We start from the raw sequence: 17,522 nt of genomic DNA on the forward strand, positions 1-17,522 counted from the left end.
AAAATATTCAATTGACCTGTGCGATTTTAAAAGTAAGGGCTAGAATAAAAGTTAGGTAGTTGCTTATTTAGCGGCATAAACATGGCATATTCTTTGCTAGAATATACATACTTAAAACAACTAAATGAGTTCAGCAAATGAAAACGCCAGCCAAGCCTAAAGCTACTACTTCATCCATTGCAAAAGACACATTAACCACAGCAGCTAAACCGAAACGGGCTAGTAAATCGGCCGCAACAGATGCAAAATCAACGACAAAGTCTAAAGCGACTAAGGTAGGCATAGTGCCTAAGCTTTCACCAGTTGATCAGGCTATACAAAACCACCTCATTTTTTCTAGCTTTAAAACCAATGCCGCCGCTACACCTAGAGATTGGTACGATGCTGCCAGCTATACGATACGTGACCATGTCGTTGAGCGTTGGGTAAAAACGGCTGAATCTTACTATCGTGACGACCCAAAGCGTGTTTATTATTTATCCTTAGAGTTCTTAATTGGGCGTATGTTAAGCAACGCTGCACTAAACTTGGGCATAAACAAAGAGCTTAAAGATGGAATGTCCGCTTTAGGGCGCGATTTAGAAAATACTGTAGAAATGGAAACAGATGCCGCGTTAGGTAATGGTGGTTTAGGTCGCTTGGCAGCTTGCTTCTTAGACTCAATGGCAACCATGGATATTCCAGCGACAGGTTACGGTATACGTTATGAGTATGGCATGTTCAAGCAAACCATTGAGAACGGTCAGCAGATAGAAAATCCGGATAACTGGTTGCGTTACGGCAATATTTGGGAGTTTCAACGCCCAGAGGTCACCTATGACATTAAATTCTACGGACATGTTGTTTGCGGAGAAGGGTCACAGCACTGGGTTGATGCTGAACACGTCGTCGCCATGGCATACGACATGCCGGTGCCAGGTTATGGTGGCGATACGGTGAATAGTTTGCGCTTATGGTCAGCCAAGGCCGCACGTGAGTTTGATTTGCGCCACTTTAATGACGGTAATTTTGAGCAGGCTGTACAAGAGCGCAATGATACTGAAAACATCTCTAAAGTATTATACCCAAACGATGCTTCAGTGTTGGGCAAAGAACTGCGTTTAAAACAGCAGTATTTCTTTGTTTCTGCTTCAATTCAAGATATTTTGCGTCGCTTTTTAAGTACGCATGAAATGAAAAAACAAGCAGATTGGAACATTCTGCCAGATAAAATTGCCATTCAACTGAATGATACACACCCTTCAATCGGCGTGGCAGAGATGATGTATCAATTAGTGGATGTGCATAGATTGGACTGGGATTTTGCATGGAAGCTAGTCGTTAAGATTTTTGCCTACACAAATCACACGCTGATGCCAGAAGCGCTAGAAACTTGGACAGTAGACTTATTCGGTCGACTATTGCCGCGCCATTTGGATATTATCTACAAAATTAACTTTGAATTCTTACACATGGTCAACCATCATTTCCCAGGTGACCCTGAGTTGTTGAAACGCGTGTCTATTATTGATGAGTCGAATGGTCGTCGTGTGCGCATGGCGCATTTGGCTGTGGTGGGTAGCCATACAGTAAACGGTGTTGCTGCATTGCATAGCCAGCTATTGAAACAGCATCTATTTGCAGATTTTGACCGTATTTATCCAGGTAAAATGACTAATGTGACCAACGGCATTACGCCGCGTCGCTGGTTGAATCAGGCGAATCCTGGCTTAACAGCCTTGCTAGAAAAAGCGATTGGTAAAGGCTTTAAAAAAGATTTAACGCAAATCAAAAAAATCACACCTTTGGCCAATGATGCAGAATTCAGAAAAGCATTCGCAGCGGTAAAACATGCGAATAAAGCTAGATTAGCCGCTAAAATTGAACAAAAAACAGGCATTAAATTAAACGTCAATAGCTTGTTTGATGTGCAAATTAAACGTATTCACGAATATAAACGTCAATTGTTAAACGTGTTGCATGTGATTACTTTGTATAACCGCATTCGTAACGGCGAAAAAGGTATTACGCCACGCACAGTGATTTTTGGAGGTAAAGCTGCACCGGGTTATTGGATGGCGAAACAAATCATTCGTTTAATCAATGATGTAGCTGCTATCATCAATGAAGACGTGGCTGTAGGCGACCAACTGAAGGTGGTTTACTATCCGAACTATGAAGTTTCAGCAGCTGAGATTTTATTCCCTGGCAGTGATTTATCAGAGCAAATTTCAACCGCAGGCACCGAGGCAAGTGGCACTGGTAATATGAAAATGTCGCTAAACGGTGCGCTGACCATTGGTACTTTAGATGGTGCGAACGTTGAGATTATGGAAGAAGTCGGAGAAGAGCATATCTTTATTTTTGGACTCACCACACCACAAGTGGCGGAAGTAAAAGCCAGCGGCTACAACCCCTATGATTACTACCATAGCAACCCAGAACTCAAACAAGTGCTAGATATGATTGCTAACGGCTTCTTCTCAATTGAAGAACCAAACCGTTACCAACCAATTATTGATAACTTGCTGAAAAATGGCGACCAATACTTGTTGCTCGCAGACTACGCGAGCTATATCGAAACGCAAGATAGAGTTGGCAAGCTATATCAACATCAAGATGAATGGACACGTTTAGCCATATTGAACGTGGCAAATATGGCTAAATTCTCAAGTGACCGCGCGATTGGCGATTATGCAAAGAATATTTGGCATGTAAAAAGCTAAATCTAACATTTAGATGTCTTAAGACGTCTTAATAAGCACTGCCCTGGAAGCCAATATATATATCTGGCTTCCAGGGCAGTGTCTTTTTGTGGTACGTGTGAATGAAAGTATGTCCAAATAAGCAAACGTAAATTATGGTTAGCCACATGCAAAAGCTACAATTTAGGGTTATGCTTATGTTGCACGTCATTCACTGGAGATCAATATGCGACAATTACTAGCAACCTTAGGTTTTATTCTATTTGCAACTCACGCAAACGCGCTAAGTATTAGCGATTTAAGTAACACCGAAGCTAGTGGTGGCCTGAAAGAAGCACTTACGCAAGGCGTGGGTAAGGCGGTAAGTACACTGGGCGCTACAGATGGTTTCTTGGGTAATAAAGAAGTCAAAATTCCACTACCAAGCTCACTGAAAAAAGTTGAAAAAGTCATGAAAATGATGGGTATGGGCAAGCAATCTGATGAACTCGTCCTCAAAATGAACCGTGCAGCAGAAGCGGCCGTGCCAGAAGCTAAGACTTTACTCATAGATTCAATCAAAAAAATGTCAGTGGCAGATGCAAAAGCGATTTTGACGGGCCCACAAGATGCCGCTACACAATATTTTAAAAAGACTACATCAGCACAAATGGCAGAGAAGTTTTTACCAATTGTGACGAAAGCTACCGAAAAAGTGCAACTAGCTGAAACCTATAATAAATATGCTGAGATGGGCGCCAAATATGGCGTAGTGAAAAAAGAAGATGCCAAAATTGAGCAATATGTCACCAATAAAGCGCTGGATGGCGTGTACTTAATGATCGCTAAAGAAGAAGCCGCGATTCGCCAAGATCCTGTTGGTCAGGCGAGTAGTTTGTTGAAAAAAGTGTTTGGGGCACTGTAATAGTTAGCAGGGGAAAGCTTGCTGTAAAAGCTTTTGCCATTGTGTAATCCAACCTTTTTGGTGCTCGGCATCAACTTCTACAATAGCCGCGCAATGCGCGGTTTTTTGTTGTGCGGATTCCTGTTGTTTAATAAAACGTTTTGCTACCTCCTGCGGAATTACTTTGTCATTTTCTCCTACAAAATGTAGTTGAGGGATGCTGCTTATTTTATTGGCGACATCTATTGCGTTAAGCGACTCTGGCATTAAATTGACATGGTGAAATTGATTTACATACGACTGGTCTAGGTTGCCAGCGACGGTTCTTAGACTGAGCACGTCATTACGTTGCGCGGCTAAGAGTACAGCAATTGCGGCTCCACCAGAGTAGCCAGTTAAGTGTATTTTCTGTGAGTTGTCAGCGCTGATAAATGTCTCCAACTCCTCATTCATCACGTTAATTATTTTCTGTGAAAAGCGCTTGTTTGACCAGTATGTGCTGTCACATGGGGTGGTTTTGAAGTCATTAAACTGGCATGGTCTTGCTAAGTACAGCACATTGCTTGCATTATCCTGTGCGGCAAGCGCTAAGCCGATTGCTTCGCGGGGTGTGGGATCGGTCGATAGTTCGTAGCGAGAAAACCAAGCTAGACCATCACCTTCGATATAAACGTTAATAGGCAGCTTAGGATTATTTAAACGCGCATAAGCTGTTAATACAAAACCATCAATTGTTGTTGAGTGCTTTATTAAACCACTATGCTTTGCCAGTTGGTTGGCATGCTCATGGGTGTCTATTGAGCTACAAGCGCTTAATAAAACATACAAAATCACCAATAAACGCCTTTTCCAAAACATACTCACTCTCTTCGTTCCATTCATATTCTATTTTGATACATGGCTGCCTATGAAAAAATAGCCGAGGCAAGCTCGGCTATTTTTATTGCTTAAATTACTTTATTTGCATGATTAATCGATTAGAAATCAATTCTCAATTTAACCGATGCAGTATGTCCAATATAACCACTTTTTACTTCAGCATCATAATTCACTGATAGGTTCTGATGATTATCCGCAATAAAATTTAGGCCTAAACCAATGTTAGCAGAGTCGCGTGCTTGGCTCATGCCTTTAGTGGTAAAGCTAGTGCCGCCTGCAAATCTTGCTGCGATGTCTTGATTTGTGTCAGCAAACTCGTGGTTCCACATTAAGCGTGCATCTGCAGTAGTTTTAACTTTACCGCTAGATAATGGTGCTGAAATTTTTGCACCTAAGCCTGAGCGAAATGAATCACTATCGACGCTATCTACATTTAAAGCAGCGCCTGAGTTGCTAGGGTCTTTTTCGGTATAGCCGCTTTGGTCTAATTTAATGTAAGTGAGTGATGCCATCGGCGTAATGGTGACTTTGCCTACTTGCATAGGGTAGCCGCCGCCAATTTTTGCTAAGTATTGGTTTGCATCGTGCGAGCCTGTGACTGAAGCATTGACTAAGCTAACAAAGCGTTTGGTGTCATATTGGTGTTTGCCGTAGCCTAGCGCTGCATCTAAATACCACGCACCCGCGTTCCAAGAACCATATAACGTGCCTTGGTAGCTATCAATATCTGTGCGGTTTGCTTGCGTTACACCATCGCCATCAATGCCAGTAGACGCATAACCGAATGCGCCGCCTACACGAAAATCGCCGTTGCCTATAGCTGTGTCGGTACCCACTGCAAAACCACCTGTGTTGGCGGTGTAACCATCAGTACCATTACGTTTATTTTGATCACCTTTAAAGCCAAAACCTTGCATCCAAATACTGGTACCTTGAGCACTCTCACCTGTTGAAATGCCGCTATTTTCATTGCTAGCAACGCGAGTTTCATCTTGATGATTAACGATTAAGGCAGAAACATGGTCAACCGCAGCAATGGTGGCTTGCATGGAAGCGTTGTTCGCTTCTGGGCGTAGCTGCTGACCAGCTGTGTTAAGTTGAGCGGTGGTGATGGTTGGAGATTGCAATGCACCACCAACAGTTGATGCATTACTGTTCATTAAAGCATCAATTGCAACTGCACTGCTTGCGCTAACGCCTGCAATCGTTGTTGCACTATTCAACGCATCAACACCAATCACCAAATTATTACTTGCGTTAGTTGTGATCGTCCAGTTGACCAATGGCGTGTTGATGCTATCAACTACCGGTGTAACAGCACCACCAGCTAAAGTGAGCATATCAGCTACTTTAAAATATTCTCCCGCTTTTACCGTCACTAAAGTTTTTGGCGCAACGGTTACAGTTCCCGCGCCAGCGGTAGCGTCAATTGTTAGCACACTTCCCATGCCTGCAATATTATCGGATGGTGATGCTAAAGAAGAGCCAGCACCGCTGCCTGTGATTGTTGGAATTAAAGTTGCGCTACTGTTAGCGGCAGTTCTAATCGTAATATTGCCTGCGTATGAACCAGCATTTTCAAAGGTAAAATCTTTTGTACCAAGTAATGTGCCGTTACCACTGGCGCTGTATGTATTGCGCTGGTCTAAATCAATGTTGCCAGTAATCACGCCAGTTTCTTCGTTGGTAAGAATATGCGTGCCATTGCTGAAATATAAATTACCGATAATCTGACCTGCATTTTCAATTTCACTATCAGACTGGCCATAATGACTGTTGATGTTCAAGCGACTGTCCTTACCCGCCGTGCCGCCTTCTGTGCTGAGCAAATACCAACGTAAGGCATTGCCACTAGTCACTAAAATATCGCCTTTAATAATGCCTGTTTCAGTATTTTCTAGCTCTAATGTGCGAACTGCACCGGGGTCAGACACGGCACCAATCGCAAAACCTTTGCTGCCTACATATTCAATCAAGCCTTCATTAACAATAGTTTTCTCACCAGCACGCATGTAAATTGCAGCGGCATAATCGCCAGTAGCGCGTACGATACCTGATTCACTATTGTTTAGTGTGAACTCCTCAGCTTCTTCTTGCGTGTTAATGGCATTTACAAGTGCAACTGTTTGCGCTAAGTAGGTATTGCCGCCAATCACTGCCGTTGCCGTTGGGTTTCCAGTCGCGCTGTTATTGACTAAAGTAAGTGCAGCTGTGCGTTCAGCGCTAATGATGCCAGCGTTATTCACGACTAATCCCTCAACTGCACCACCTTCTTCAATTGCATATGCTGCGCCAATACCATCATGTTTAACGCTAATGACACCAGTTGCCGCATTGTTAATCAGATAGTCGCCTTCAACCGACATTGTGATGCCTTTAACCGCTGCAGTATTTGAGACTGAGGCAAACGGACCCGTCCCTGTTTTATCTGCGTTAATTTCTCCCGCAGTAATTCGGCTTGAAATGGTGCCTGAGTTATTGATGACATTATTGTAAGTTTCACCATTTACAATACTAGTTACGCCATAATTAGAAACAACTTTGTAGCCGGCTGGATCAGTGTTGGCAGTACCAGCAAAATCAGCTGGTAGCGCATCTGCAAAAGTAATGGTTTTAGCTACGACATCTACTGCAGTAATAATGCGTGTCACACCAGCTGCAAAATCACCTTCAGCCGCATTGTAACGACCAAATACAACTGTTTGCCCTACATAGGCAGTAGTTGGCGCCGCATTGATGGTCACGGTCGTTACGCCAGTTGTTGGTAAATTGGTTGTAAATACAGTTCCAGAGCCTGCATTTAATGTAGCGGCTCCCATCAATACGGCAGTGCGACCGCGTGCACCAGTTGTGCCTGTAATCTCACGATTATTGATAATGTTGCCTGTGTTGGTAAGTGTTCTGCCTTGGCCGTCAAACTGAATCAAGGTATTGTTACCAGCCGTTGATGTGCTCGTTGTATCGTTATAAGTTGTGCTGCTCGCATTGGTAATATTGCCGTCAGTGCCAATGCCATTACATTGCACAGTGATAGCTGCCGATACTGGACTGGCAATGCTACCAGTACAAGCTGCGCTGGCGTTTAGTGAAGCCAACGCCAGCATAGGCAAAGCGGCTAAAACGGCCAAGTGTATTTTATGGTTAATGCGTGTGTAACTGTTTTCTGTGACCACTGTGTAAGTCCCCTAGGTTGAGTTAATTAATTTTTATAATGATTAATTTAATTGCGAGGGTGTATTCAGCAAATTTCATACCTGAATATTTATTTAATAAAAACAATTGGTTAGGTGTATTTAAAAGTTTTTCAACAAGAATTATGGTTGTATGCAGCCAATAACTGGTTGTTAGGTATTTTTTGTGGTTGTATATAGCCACAATGCCTAATGCATAATCCCACCTCAGTTTTTTGAGGCTTAGTTGCCTCCAATCTGGTAGAATTACGCTTTCGAAAATCGTCTGTTTAGCTGAACTTCAATGACTCAATCTAAAGCCCACACACAAATGGCTTGCCTGCGTGGCAGCGCCGCTTTATCTCAATTTCGTATCGAGAAAATCCAATCTCAACTCAGTCAGAATGTTTCAAACATCAAGCATTTTTATGCTGAATTTCGCCATTTCATTTGGACTGATGTTGCACTCAATGAAGTACAGCAAAATACTTTAAAAGAGATTTTGACTTATGGTCCGACGATGCACGCTGAAGATCCGCAAGGCGAGTTGCTTTTGGTAATTCCTCGAATCGGTACGATCTCACCTTGGGCTTCGCGCGCGACTGATATCGTTAAACATTGTGGCCTAGAGGCTGTGCAACGCGTAGAGCGCGGCATTGCTTATTTTGTGCAAACCAAAAATGGTGAAAAATTAACGCAGGAAGAGCGTCAGCAACTTTTGCCTTTGATTCACGACCGCATGACCGAAATGGTATTTGCGAGTTTGGACGATGCAGCTAAGCTGTATCACGCCGATGCACCAAAACCGCTAAGCACGGTAGATATTCTGCAAGGTGGCAAGCAAGCGCTTGTGCAAGCAAACTCTGAACTAGGTTTGGCGCTATCGCCAGATGAAGTGGACTATTTGCTGGAAAACTTTTTGCGTATGGGTCGTAATCCAACCGATGTGGAGTTGATGATGTTTGCACAAGCAAACTCTGAGCATTGTCGCCATAAGATTTTTAATGCGGATTGGGTGATTGATGGCGCTCAGCAAGAAATATCGCTATTCGGCATGATACGCAATACGCACAAGTTGAACCCTGGCAGTACCGTGGTGGCTTATTCTGATAACTCTTCAATTGTTGAGGGTCAAAACTCTGGCGAAAAAACCAAGCGTTTTTACCCGGGTAAAAATGGTGCATATAGCTTTGTAGAAGAAGAAATGCATTATCTGATGAAGGTTGAAACGCATAATCACCCAACAGCGATTTCACCATTTGCTGGCGCGGCAACCGGCGCAGGTGGCGAGATTCGTGATGAAGGCGCAACTGGCAGCGGTTCTAAGCCTAAAGCCGGTTTGACTGGCTTTTCAGTATCTAACTTAAATATTCCAAATTTTACGCAACCTTGGGAAGCTAAAGACTACGGTCGCCCTAGCCGCATTGCATCACCATTCCAAATTATGATTGACGGCCCACTAGGTGGCGCAGCATATAACAATGAGTTTGGTCGTCCAAATATTGCAGGTTACTTCCGTACTTTTGAGTTGGAAAGTCTAGATGCTAATGGTAAAGCTGAAGTACGTGGCTACCATAAACCAATTATGTTGGCAGGTGGTATAGGCAACATTTCTGCAAAACATTCCAAGAAAAATCCAATTCCAGCAGGTGCCGCTTTAGTGCAACTTGGTGGCCCAGCCATGTTGATTGGTCTTGGCGGAAGTGCGGCATCAAGTATGGATACAGGTAGCAACGTTGAAAACCTGGATTTTGACTCAGTACAACGCGGCAACCCAGAGCTTGAGCGCAGGGCGCAAGAGGTGATTGACCGTTGCTGGCAACTTGGCGATGCTAACCCGATTCTCAGCATTCATGATGTTGGTGCAGGTGGTATTTCAAATGCTTTCCCAGAGCTAGTGAATGATGCTGGCGTAGGTGCGACATTCCAATTACGTGATGTGAATAATGAAGAGCCTGGCATGTCACCGCGCGAGCTGTGGAGCAACGAAGCGCAAGAGCGTTATGTCATGGCGATTGCGCAAGAAGATTTACCGCGCTTTAAAGCGATTTGTGAGCGTGAACGTTGTCCGTTTGCCGTGGTAGGTATTGCCACTGAAGAGCGTCATTTAACTGTTGCTGATACGCATTTTGACAATAATCCAGTGGATATGGATATGTCAGTATTACTAGGCAAACCGCCAAAAATGACGCGTGATGTGAAAAGTACTACTAAGCAATTACAGGCTTTTGATACCAGCAAAATTGATTTAAAAGATGCTGCAGCACGTGTATTGAGATTGCCAGGCGTAGCTGACAAAACTTTCCTGATTACCATTGGTGACCGTTCAGTGACTGGTTTAGTGGCGCGCGAGCAAATGGTCGGTCCATGGCAAGTGCCAGTGGCAGATGTTGCTGTCACGCTTGCAGGTTATGAAACTTACGTAGGTGAAGCGTTTGCCATTGGTGAAAAAGCACCGCTAGCTTTAATCAATGCACCAGCATCAGGTCGCATGGCAATTGGCGAGTCAATTACTAATATTGCTGCCTGTTTGATTGATGATTTAAGTGTATTGAAACTATCAGCCAACTGGATGGCGCCTGCAGGTCATGCAGGTGAAGATGCCGCTTTATTTGAAACAGTAAAAGCAGTCGGTATGGAACTTTGCCCACAATTAGGCGTAAGTATTCCTGTAGGTAAAGACTCAATGTCGATGAAAACCGTCTGGAACGAAGACGGCACCAATAAAGCCGTCACTTCACCGATTTCATTGGTAGTGACCGCTTTTGCAACGACGCCAGATGCACGTAAAACGTTAACGCCGCAATTGCAAACAGAAGTCGCTTCTAAATTAATATTGATTGATTTAGGCGCAGGCAAAAACCGCATGGGTGGTTCAAGCTTGGCACAGGTTTATGGTGTAGTGGGTGATGTCGCGCCAGATGTGGATGATGCAGCGCATCTGAAGCATTTCTTTAATACGATTCAGCAATTGAATAAAGCTGGCAAAATTTCAGCTTACCATGACCGTTCAGACGGCGGCTTATTTACTACGTTAGTTGAAATGGCATTTGCTGGTCATTGCGGTTTGAAGGTGGATATTTCAAACCTGCAAGGCGATGTGGCGAGTGCATTGTATAACGAAGAGTTAGGCGCTGTGATACAAGTGGCAGCGGCAGATGCAGAAGCTATCGTTAAGCAGTTTAATGGCTTGGCGCATGTTGTTGGTGAAGTTGTCGCTGGCAATCAAATTGAAATTAGACAGCATGGCAAAGTGGTATTTAGTGATACGCGCGTTAACTTGCATCGTATGTGGTCAGAAACGACTTACCAAATGCAAAAGTTACGGGACAACCCAGCTTGTGCACAACAAGAGTTTGACCGCATATTAGACGAAAAAAATCGTGGATTATTTGTAGAGCTTATCTACAAGCCAGATGAAAACATTGCCGCACCTTACATTTCGACTGGCGCGCGTCCTAAAATGGCAATTCTGCGTGAGCAGGGCGTGAATGGTCATGTGGAAATGGCCGCATCATTCGACCGTGCTGGCTTTGCAAGCTATGACGTACACATGAGTGACATTATTGCTGGCAGAGTTTCGCTTAAAGATTTTGCAGGCGTTGTAGCTTGCGGTGGATTCTCATACGGTGATGTACTAGGTGCAGGTGAAGGTTGGGCGAAATCTATTTTGTTTAACTCACGTGCACGCGATGAGTTCTCAGCATTCTTTAACCGTACCGATAGCTTCGCATTAGGTGTGTGTAACGGTTGCCAAATGATGAGTAATTTACAAAGCATCATTCCAGGTGCGGCACATTGGCCACATTTTGTAAAAAATAAATCTGAGCAATTTGAAGCTAGACTAGCGATGGTCGAGGTTCTAGAGTCGCCATCATTATTCTTTAACGGCATGGCTGGTAGCAAAATGCCAATCGCTGTGGCGCATGGTGAAGGATTTACGGAGTTCAAAGAACCTTCTGAAAATTCCGCAGTCAATGAGGTGTTAGCGAAAAAATTGGTGACGATGCGCTTTATTGACAATGCGTCAACGCCGACGACAAGCTATCCGTTTAATCCAAACGGTTCTCCACAAGGGATTACTGGATTAACCAGCACAGATGGACGTTTTAGTATTATGATGCCACATCCTGAACGGGTGATTCGTAATGTGCAAAACACATGGCAGCGTTGCGGTGATAGTGAAGATAGTGCTTGGATTCGGATGTTCCGTAATGCAAGAAAGTATGTTGGGTAATTTAAAAAAACACATTAACTAGAAGTTTGGAGATTAATTAGCATGAATATGTTTAAAGCAATATTAGCAATGGTAGCCTTAAGTTTTTCACTCAATAGTTTTGCGCTTACTGATGAAGAATACCTAGCATTTACGGATGCACTCTCTACTGGAAATACAAAAGTTGTTAAGAAGTTCGTAGAAGCAGAACCGACATTAGTGAACCAAAAATTTTTCGCTTGGGAGCCTCTACAAATGGCTGCCTCACATGGCAATTTAGATACAGTGAAGTATCTACTTTCTAAAGGTGCTGATAAAAATTATGTGCATCCTGCAAGTCAAAATACAGCTTTTCATATGGCGGCATTTAGTGGCAATGTAGAACTTATTAAGTTACTCGCTGCAAGTGGCGCAGATGTTAATTTGAAATTAAAAGGCGATGTTTCTCTCATTCGTTACTTCCGTGATCAAGAACAGCCTGATATGGTGAAGTTGATGGAATCTGTAGGCGTTAAAGATGACGGTTGCCAAGACGAAAAATGCTTCTAATTTAATGCGTTAGTGTGACTACTGTATTTTATTTGTAGTCATACACGCAAAGTAAAAAAACCAATTAGAATGGTGTTTTGATTTTTCAGAAAAATACCATGAAGCCTATAAAAGAAACTTGGTTTAAAAATGCTTGGTTTAAAAATAAAGCTTTCGTAGCCTTACTACTGACAACCTCAGTTTGCACGCCATTAATTGGTAATGCAGCTGAGGTTTCTGCTTTTTCAGACGTTCAAAACATCCACATACGCCAGTTAGCGGCTTCATGCGCTGCATGTCATGGTACGCAAGGTAACTCAGTAGCAGCTAACAGTGATGATGGTGCTAATGCAGTACTGGCGGGGATGGCGTCTACTGAGTTCACTGAAAAAATGCTTGGTTTCAAAGACGGTAGCCGTAAAGCGACCGTAATGCATCATCACGCTAAAGGCTTAACGGTAGATGAAATCAATCAACTAGCAGTACATTTTTCGCAACAAAAACGTGTCATAACCACAGCGCTAAAATCACAAACATTAAAGGCTGACCATGAATAATACTAATCAGTTTAATCGGCGCGATTTTATTAAGCTAGCAGGTGCTGCTGGCGCTTTAGTTATTAGCAATAGTGGTTTTGCACGAGCGACTAAGCCGCCTATAGGCCGTGTTGTCGTCATCGGTGGTGGCTATGCGGGCGCTACCGTCGCTAAGTATTTACGACTTTGGAGTTTGGGCTCAATTGAAGTAGTTGTGGTTGAACCAAACTCGCAATTTGTATCTTGCCCATTAAGCAATCTGGTATTGGGCGGCAGTAAAAGCATTAATGACTTAACCTTTGGCTATGATGCACTTAAATCCAATCACAGTATTAAGTGGGTGCAAGATACGGTTACGGCGATTGATGCCTCAGCGAAGAAAATCACTATGCTGCGCGGAGAGCTTAGCTACGATAGATTAATCGTCGCGCCAGGCGTTGATTTTAATTATGACACTTTGCCGATGTTGGCGAGCGCTGAAGCGCAACAGCAGATTCCACATGCATGGAAAGCCGGTTGGCAAACTGTTAATTTACGCAAACAACTAGAGGCGATGCCAGATGGTGGCGTGTTTGTAATGAATGTGCCTAAAGCGCCATATCGCTGCCCACCAGGACCCTACGAGCGTGCCTGCCAAGTGGCGAGTTACTTCAAAGCGCATAAACCAAAAAGCAAAGTCATCGTGTTAGATGCCAACGCAGAAATCATTTCGAAAAAAGGATTATTCACTAGGGTCTTTAACGAGACTTATGCTGGCATTGTGGATTATCGCCCTGATAATGCGATGACAGGTGTGGATGTTGCTACCAAAACGGTGTCTACAGATTTTGATAAAATAAAAGCCGGTGTGCTGAATGTAATCCCACCGCAACGCGCGGGCAAGATTGCACAAATCGCCAATTTGACAGAAAAAGATTACCCGTGGTGTGATATTAACTTTTTAACGTATGAATCTAAGTTAGTGCCTAACATACATGTGTTGGGTGATAGCGTAGCCGCTGGTTTGCCAAAATCTGCGCATATGGCGACTAATCAGGCTAAGGTTTGCGCGAATGCAATTGTGCAATTGTTTGCAGGGCAAGCGCCAGATCCGGCGCCAGTATTTGCCAATACTTGTTATAGCTATGTCACGGATAAATCTGCCATGCATGTAGCCAATGTGTACCGCTATGACGAAGGAAAAAAAATCATGGTATCAGCCGAAGGTGGTGGCGTGTCCATGAGCCCGAGTGAGAAAGAGGGCGCATATGCGGTGGCTTGGGCGCAGAATATTTGGGCAGACACTTTAACTTAAGTAGTATTTAGAACTTAAGGATATTTGCTTAACGCCAAGTAATCACTTCTTCCGTTGATCTTCTGGTTTTTATTTTGGGTTCATTCACTCTATAGCCAAAAGCCACCATGTAAGAAATGCCATATTGCGTGGTATCGACACCAAAGTCTTGTTGTAAAACGGCATCTGTCTCAGCCTGTTTAAAGCCCTCAATCGGGCAGGAGTCTATGCCTAGCATGGCTGCGGTCGTCATCATGTTAGCTAATGGAATGTAACTTTGCTTAGCGGCCCAATCAAATAGCTTTCTATCATCACTCAAGTTAAAGTCAGATTTTTGGAACTCCGTGTAAAACTTGCTTCTTGGCTCGATCACTTCATCAGATAGATGCTGTACGTTCTTCATAAAGTTTTTGACGTATGGACTATCGTATTTTAGAAAATGCGATTTCATAGTCAAGCAGACAACGAAGTGACTAGCAGTTTCTAACTTTTTAGTTGCACCCCAAGCACCATTTTTAAGCTTTTCTCTTAATTCAGCATCTTGCACCACTATAAAATGCCAAGGCTCGATGCCAAAAGAGCTAGGCGACAAACGGGCTGTTTCTAAGATGAAATCCATATCTTCTTTAGCGACTTTTTTGCTAGGGTCAAACTCTTTGCAAGCATGGCGGAACTGAAAGGCTTTTAATATGTTTTGTTTAGTCATTTTATTTACTTAAAATATAAAAAATTTAGTACTTTAACTCTTGATTAATGTGGGCTTGAGAACCATATTATATGAGTAATATACAGTTAAGCATGAGCCATGCAATTTAACCTTAGCATAATCTAATAAATTAGAAAAAGCCTTAAAAATGTAATTTCGACTATGCTAAGCTCACATCTCAACACTTAATAAGAACTAAAGTCTACTCTTCAAACACTAAGTATTGATTTAGATATGCGAAGGTCACCAACGAATGACATCAGGAGTCAGTCTATGATAAGTTTTACTAAGAAAATAGTCGGAATGTTATTGCTCGGAACTCTTTCAGCCTCAGTTCACGCGGCTGAATCGAACGCAAAAACCTTGTTGTATATCAGCCCGAATGATTACAACTACAGCGTGCATCTATTGGCACCTTACTATGAGTATTGGTTTGCACAAGGCCCATTGGTCGAGCCTATCGCTTTAAAATCACTACAAGAAAAACATGCTGAAATGGCGTTATGTCAGGCGAATGAAACTGCCGATACGATTGTCCGCATTAAGCCGAGCGTGTTTTATAACCCGCAGATGCATGTCTATCATAGCAAGCTAGTCGCGACCGTATTTTCAGGCAAAGGTGATGTGTTAGGCACTTATGTAGGAGAGGCGCAGCAGCTTGGGTATACCAGTTTTGATAATGGCACCAAATACCATCTTAATAAAGTTTATGGTTTGGCGATGCAAGATTTAATGACTAAACTTACCATTAATCCTTCGCAGGATAGTGTCAAATCAGAAGCTAAGTTGCCATGTGGCATGATTGGCGCACAAAACGACACAAAAGTTAGCTTTTATTAGACGACTTAGTTCGGATTAAGCTTAACCTGGATTGGCTTAACTTGGGTCGCAGCATTTTTATAGTTTTAAAATTCAAAGGATAGAATCATGCAAAAGAAATTAATAATAAGCACGTTAATGCTGGCTTTTTTAGCAACGGGTTGTGCGACTGAAGTGAAAAGCAACCAAGGTGTGATGCAAAAAATCACAGGACTGAAAACACCAGAGTCAGCGGTTCAAGCTAAGAATGGCAAAATCTATGTCTCTGAAATCAATGAATTTGGTAAAGATGGTGACGGTCAGATTACTGTTATCGAGAATGGCAAGAAACGCGTATTTGCGACAGGTTTGGATGACCCAAAAGGCTTAGCAATTATTGGTAAAACTTTGTTCGTGGCCGATAAAACCAAAATCATGAAAATTGATATGGATGGAAAAGTGCAAACATTTGTGCCAACAAGCGCATTTCCAGTTACGCCTTTATTCTTAAATGACTTGGAGGCAGATCCTCAAGGCAATTTGTATGTAAGTGATAGTGGTGACTTGTTTGGTGCAGGCAAAGGCGGCGCTATTTATAAAATCAGCCCAAAAGGGGAGGTTAAACTGCTGATTAATAATGAGCAGGATGCGCGCGTTAAAGCGCCAAATGGCTTGCTTGCTGACGATACAGGTAAGGTGTTAATTTACGTCGACTTCACTTCTGGCATACTTTACAGCTTGAACACAGATACCAAAGCACTCAACGATATTGCAGAAGGTTTTGGTGGTGGTGATGGTTTATTACATCGCTCTAACGGCACTATGTACGTGAGTGATTGGAAAAACGGTAAGGTATTTAGTGTGAACACCAAAGGCGATGTCGCTTTAGTAAAGGGTGGCTATCAATCAGCTGCGGATATTGCAATTACCAAAGATGAGAAATACATCATGGTGCCAGACATGAAAGCAGGCGAGTTGGATTTCATTCCTTTGCAATAACAGTTACTGAATATATTGGTTAAATGACTTCAGGCGCTGTACAGCTAGAACTTCGACAAGCGGCTTTTGATTGCTTGGCGGAAACAAATGCTGTGACGAAAGCCAATGCAATGCGCCAGCTTGCCAGGAATTGGCTAGCTGGCGATATTTTGTTAGACGAAAATCAATCTATATCTGCACACCTACCAGTCCCCGGGCGACCAGAGAAACCTCAACTGATTGCGCCAAGGTTACTTAAACACCGTGCTATGAATACGCTAGAAGGCCGAGTGGCTTTGATTCATGCGCTTGCCCATATTGAGTTTAACGCGATTAATTTGGCATTAGATGTGATTTGGCGCTTTGCTGAAATGCCCGCTCAGTTCTATGCGGATTGGCTTAAAGTGGCCGATGAAGAGGCTTATCATTTTAGTCTGCTCAACGCACATTTACAGAGCTTGGGTTTTGATTACGGCTATTTTGATGCGCACAATAGCCTGTGGGAAATGGCAGAAAGAACTAAAGACAGCGTGCTGGCGCGCATCGCCTTAGTGCCGCGTACAATGGAAGCGCGTGGCTTAGATGCCTCACCCCAGTTAAGAGCTAAGTTGGCGCAAGTAGGGGATGTACCAGCAACCGAGATATTAGATATTATTTTGCGCGATGAAATTGGCCATGTTGCCATTGGTAATTACTGGTTTAACTGGCTTTGCGAGCAAAGTGATTTGGAGCCAGTGTCTACCTATCGGCAACTGGCAGAACAATACAGCGCGCCTAAACTGCGACCACCATTTAATATGGATGCAAGGCGACAAGCGGGATTTACTGAAGTTGAGCTTGAATATTTAGGTGCGCTTTAAACGTATTTAAT

The 17,522-nt window shown here is 43.1% G+C and carries 12 protein-coding genes; 9 read left to right on the top strand and 3 right to left on the bottom strand.

The features are described from left to right. The first annotated feature begins 137 nt into the window (after positions 1 to 137). Together M301_RS04060 and M301_RS04065 are read left to right on the top strand one after the other, a co-directional pair. Positions 138 to 2,705 carry a glycogen/starch/alpha-glucan phosphorylase gene (locus M301_RS04060; protein ID WP_013147485.1) on the top strand — a complete coding sequence of 856 codons (2,568 nt, stop codon included), beginning with the start codon at positions 138 to 140 and terminating at the stop codon, positions 2,703 to 2,705. Between the two features lie 205 nt (positions 2,706 to 2,910). Next, positions 2,911 to 3,588, top strand: a complete 678-nt coding sequence (locus tag M301_RS04065; RefSeq protein WP_013147486.1) for a DUF4197 domain-containing protein — start codon at positions 2,911 to 2,913, stop codon at positions 3,586 to 3,588. A 3-nt stretch (positions 3,589 to 3,591) separates the two neighbouring features. Here M301_RS04065 and M301_RS04070 read toward each other — a convergent pair whose 3' ends face one another. Next, entirely contained in the window at positions 3,592 to 4,425 is an 834-nt protein-coding gene (locus tag M301_RS04070; RefSeq protein ID WP_013147487.1) for an alpha/beta fold hydrolase, read from the bottom strand. A gap of 119 nt (positions 4,426 to 4,544) precedes the next feature. Then, positions 4,545 to 7,619, bottom strand: coding sequence for an autotransporter family protein (locus tag M301_RS04075; RefSeq protein WP_013147488.1), 3,075 nt, complete (start codon positions 7,617 to 7,619; stop codon positions 4,545 to 4,547). Positions 7,620 to 7,920: 301 nt separating this feature from the next. Between M301_RS04075 and purL the strand changes: the two genes are divergently transcribed. From purL to M301_RS04095, 4 genes are all read left to right on the top strand, one after another. Continuing rightward, the gene (gene purL / locus M301_RS04080; protein WP_041359351.1) at positions 7,921 to 11,853 is read left to right on the top strand and encodes a phosphoribosylformylglycinamidine synthase; all 3,933 of its coding nucleotides are present in this window, start codon (positions 7,921 to 7,923) and stop codon (positions 11,851 to 11,853) included. A 42-nt stretch (positions 11,854 to 11,895) separates the two neighbouring features. Next, on the top strand, positions 11,896 to 12,381 hold the full coding sequence (locus M301_RS04085) for an ankyrin repeat domain-containing protein (protein WP_013147490.1): 486 nt from the start codon (positions 11,896 to 11,898) through the stop codon (positions 12,379 to 12,381). 98 nt (positions 12,382 to 12,479) lie between these two features. After that, on the top strand, positions 12,480 to 12,917 hold the full coding sequence (locus tag M301_RS04090) for a c-type cytochrome (RefSeq protein ID WP_013147491.1): 438 nt from the start codon (positions 12,480 to 12,482) through the stop codon (positions 12,915 to 12,917). Continuing rightward, positions 12,910 to 14,190, top strand: a complete 1,281-nt coding sequence (locus M301_RS04095; RefSeq protein ID WP_013147492.1) for an NAD(P)/FAD-dependent oxidoreductase — start codon at positions 12,910 to 12,912, stop codon at positions 14,188 to 14,190. Before M301_RS04090 ends, M301_RS04095 begins: the two co-directional genes overlap by 8 nt. Before the next feature lie 28 nt (positions 14,191 to 14,218). On the opposite strand, the gene M301_RS04100 is transcribed toward M301_RS04095, so the two are convergent. Beyond that, a complete protein-coding gene (locus M301_RS04100) occupies positions 14,219 to 14,875 on the bottom strand; it encodes an NAD(P)H-dependent oxidoreductase (protein WP_013147493.1) in 657 nt (218 codons plus the stop codon). Positions 14,876 to 15,148: 273 nt separating this feature from the next. On the opposite strand from M301_RS04100, the gene M301_RS04105 reads away from it, so the two are divergent. From M301_RS04105 to M301_RS04115, 3 genes are all read left to right on the top strand, one after another. Beyond that, positions 15,149 to 15,715, top strand: a complete 567-nt coding sequence (locus M301_RS04105) for a hypothetical protein (protein WP_013147494.1) — start codon at positions 15,149 to 15,151, stop codon at positions 15,713 to 15,715. A gap of 87 nt (positions 15,716 to 15,802) precedes the next feature. After that, positions 15,803 to 16,672, top strand: coding sequence for an SMP-30/gluconolactonase/LRE family protein (locus M301_RS04110; protein WP_013147495.1), 870 nt, complete (start codon positions 15,803 to 15,805; stop codon positions 16,670 to 16,672). A 23-nt stretch (positions 16,673 to 16,695) separates the two neighbouring features. Further along, positions 16,696 to 17,511: a ferritin-like domain-containing protein gene (locus M301_RS04115; protein ID WP_013147496.1), complete on the top strand. Its 816-nt coding sequence runs from the start codon at positions 16,696 to 16,698 to the stop codon at positions 17,509 to 17,511. Positions 17,512 to 17,522: the final 11 nt, after the last annotated feature.

The organism is Methylotenera versatilis 301, assembly GCF_000093025.1.
Taxonomy (GTDB): domain Bacteria; phylum Pseudomonadota; class Gammaproteobacteria; order Burkholderiales; family Methylophilaceae; genus Methylotenera; species Methylotenera versatilis.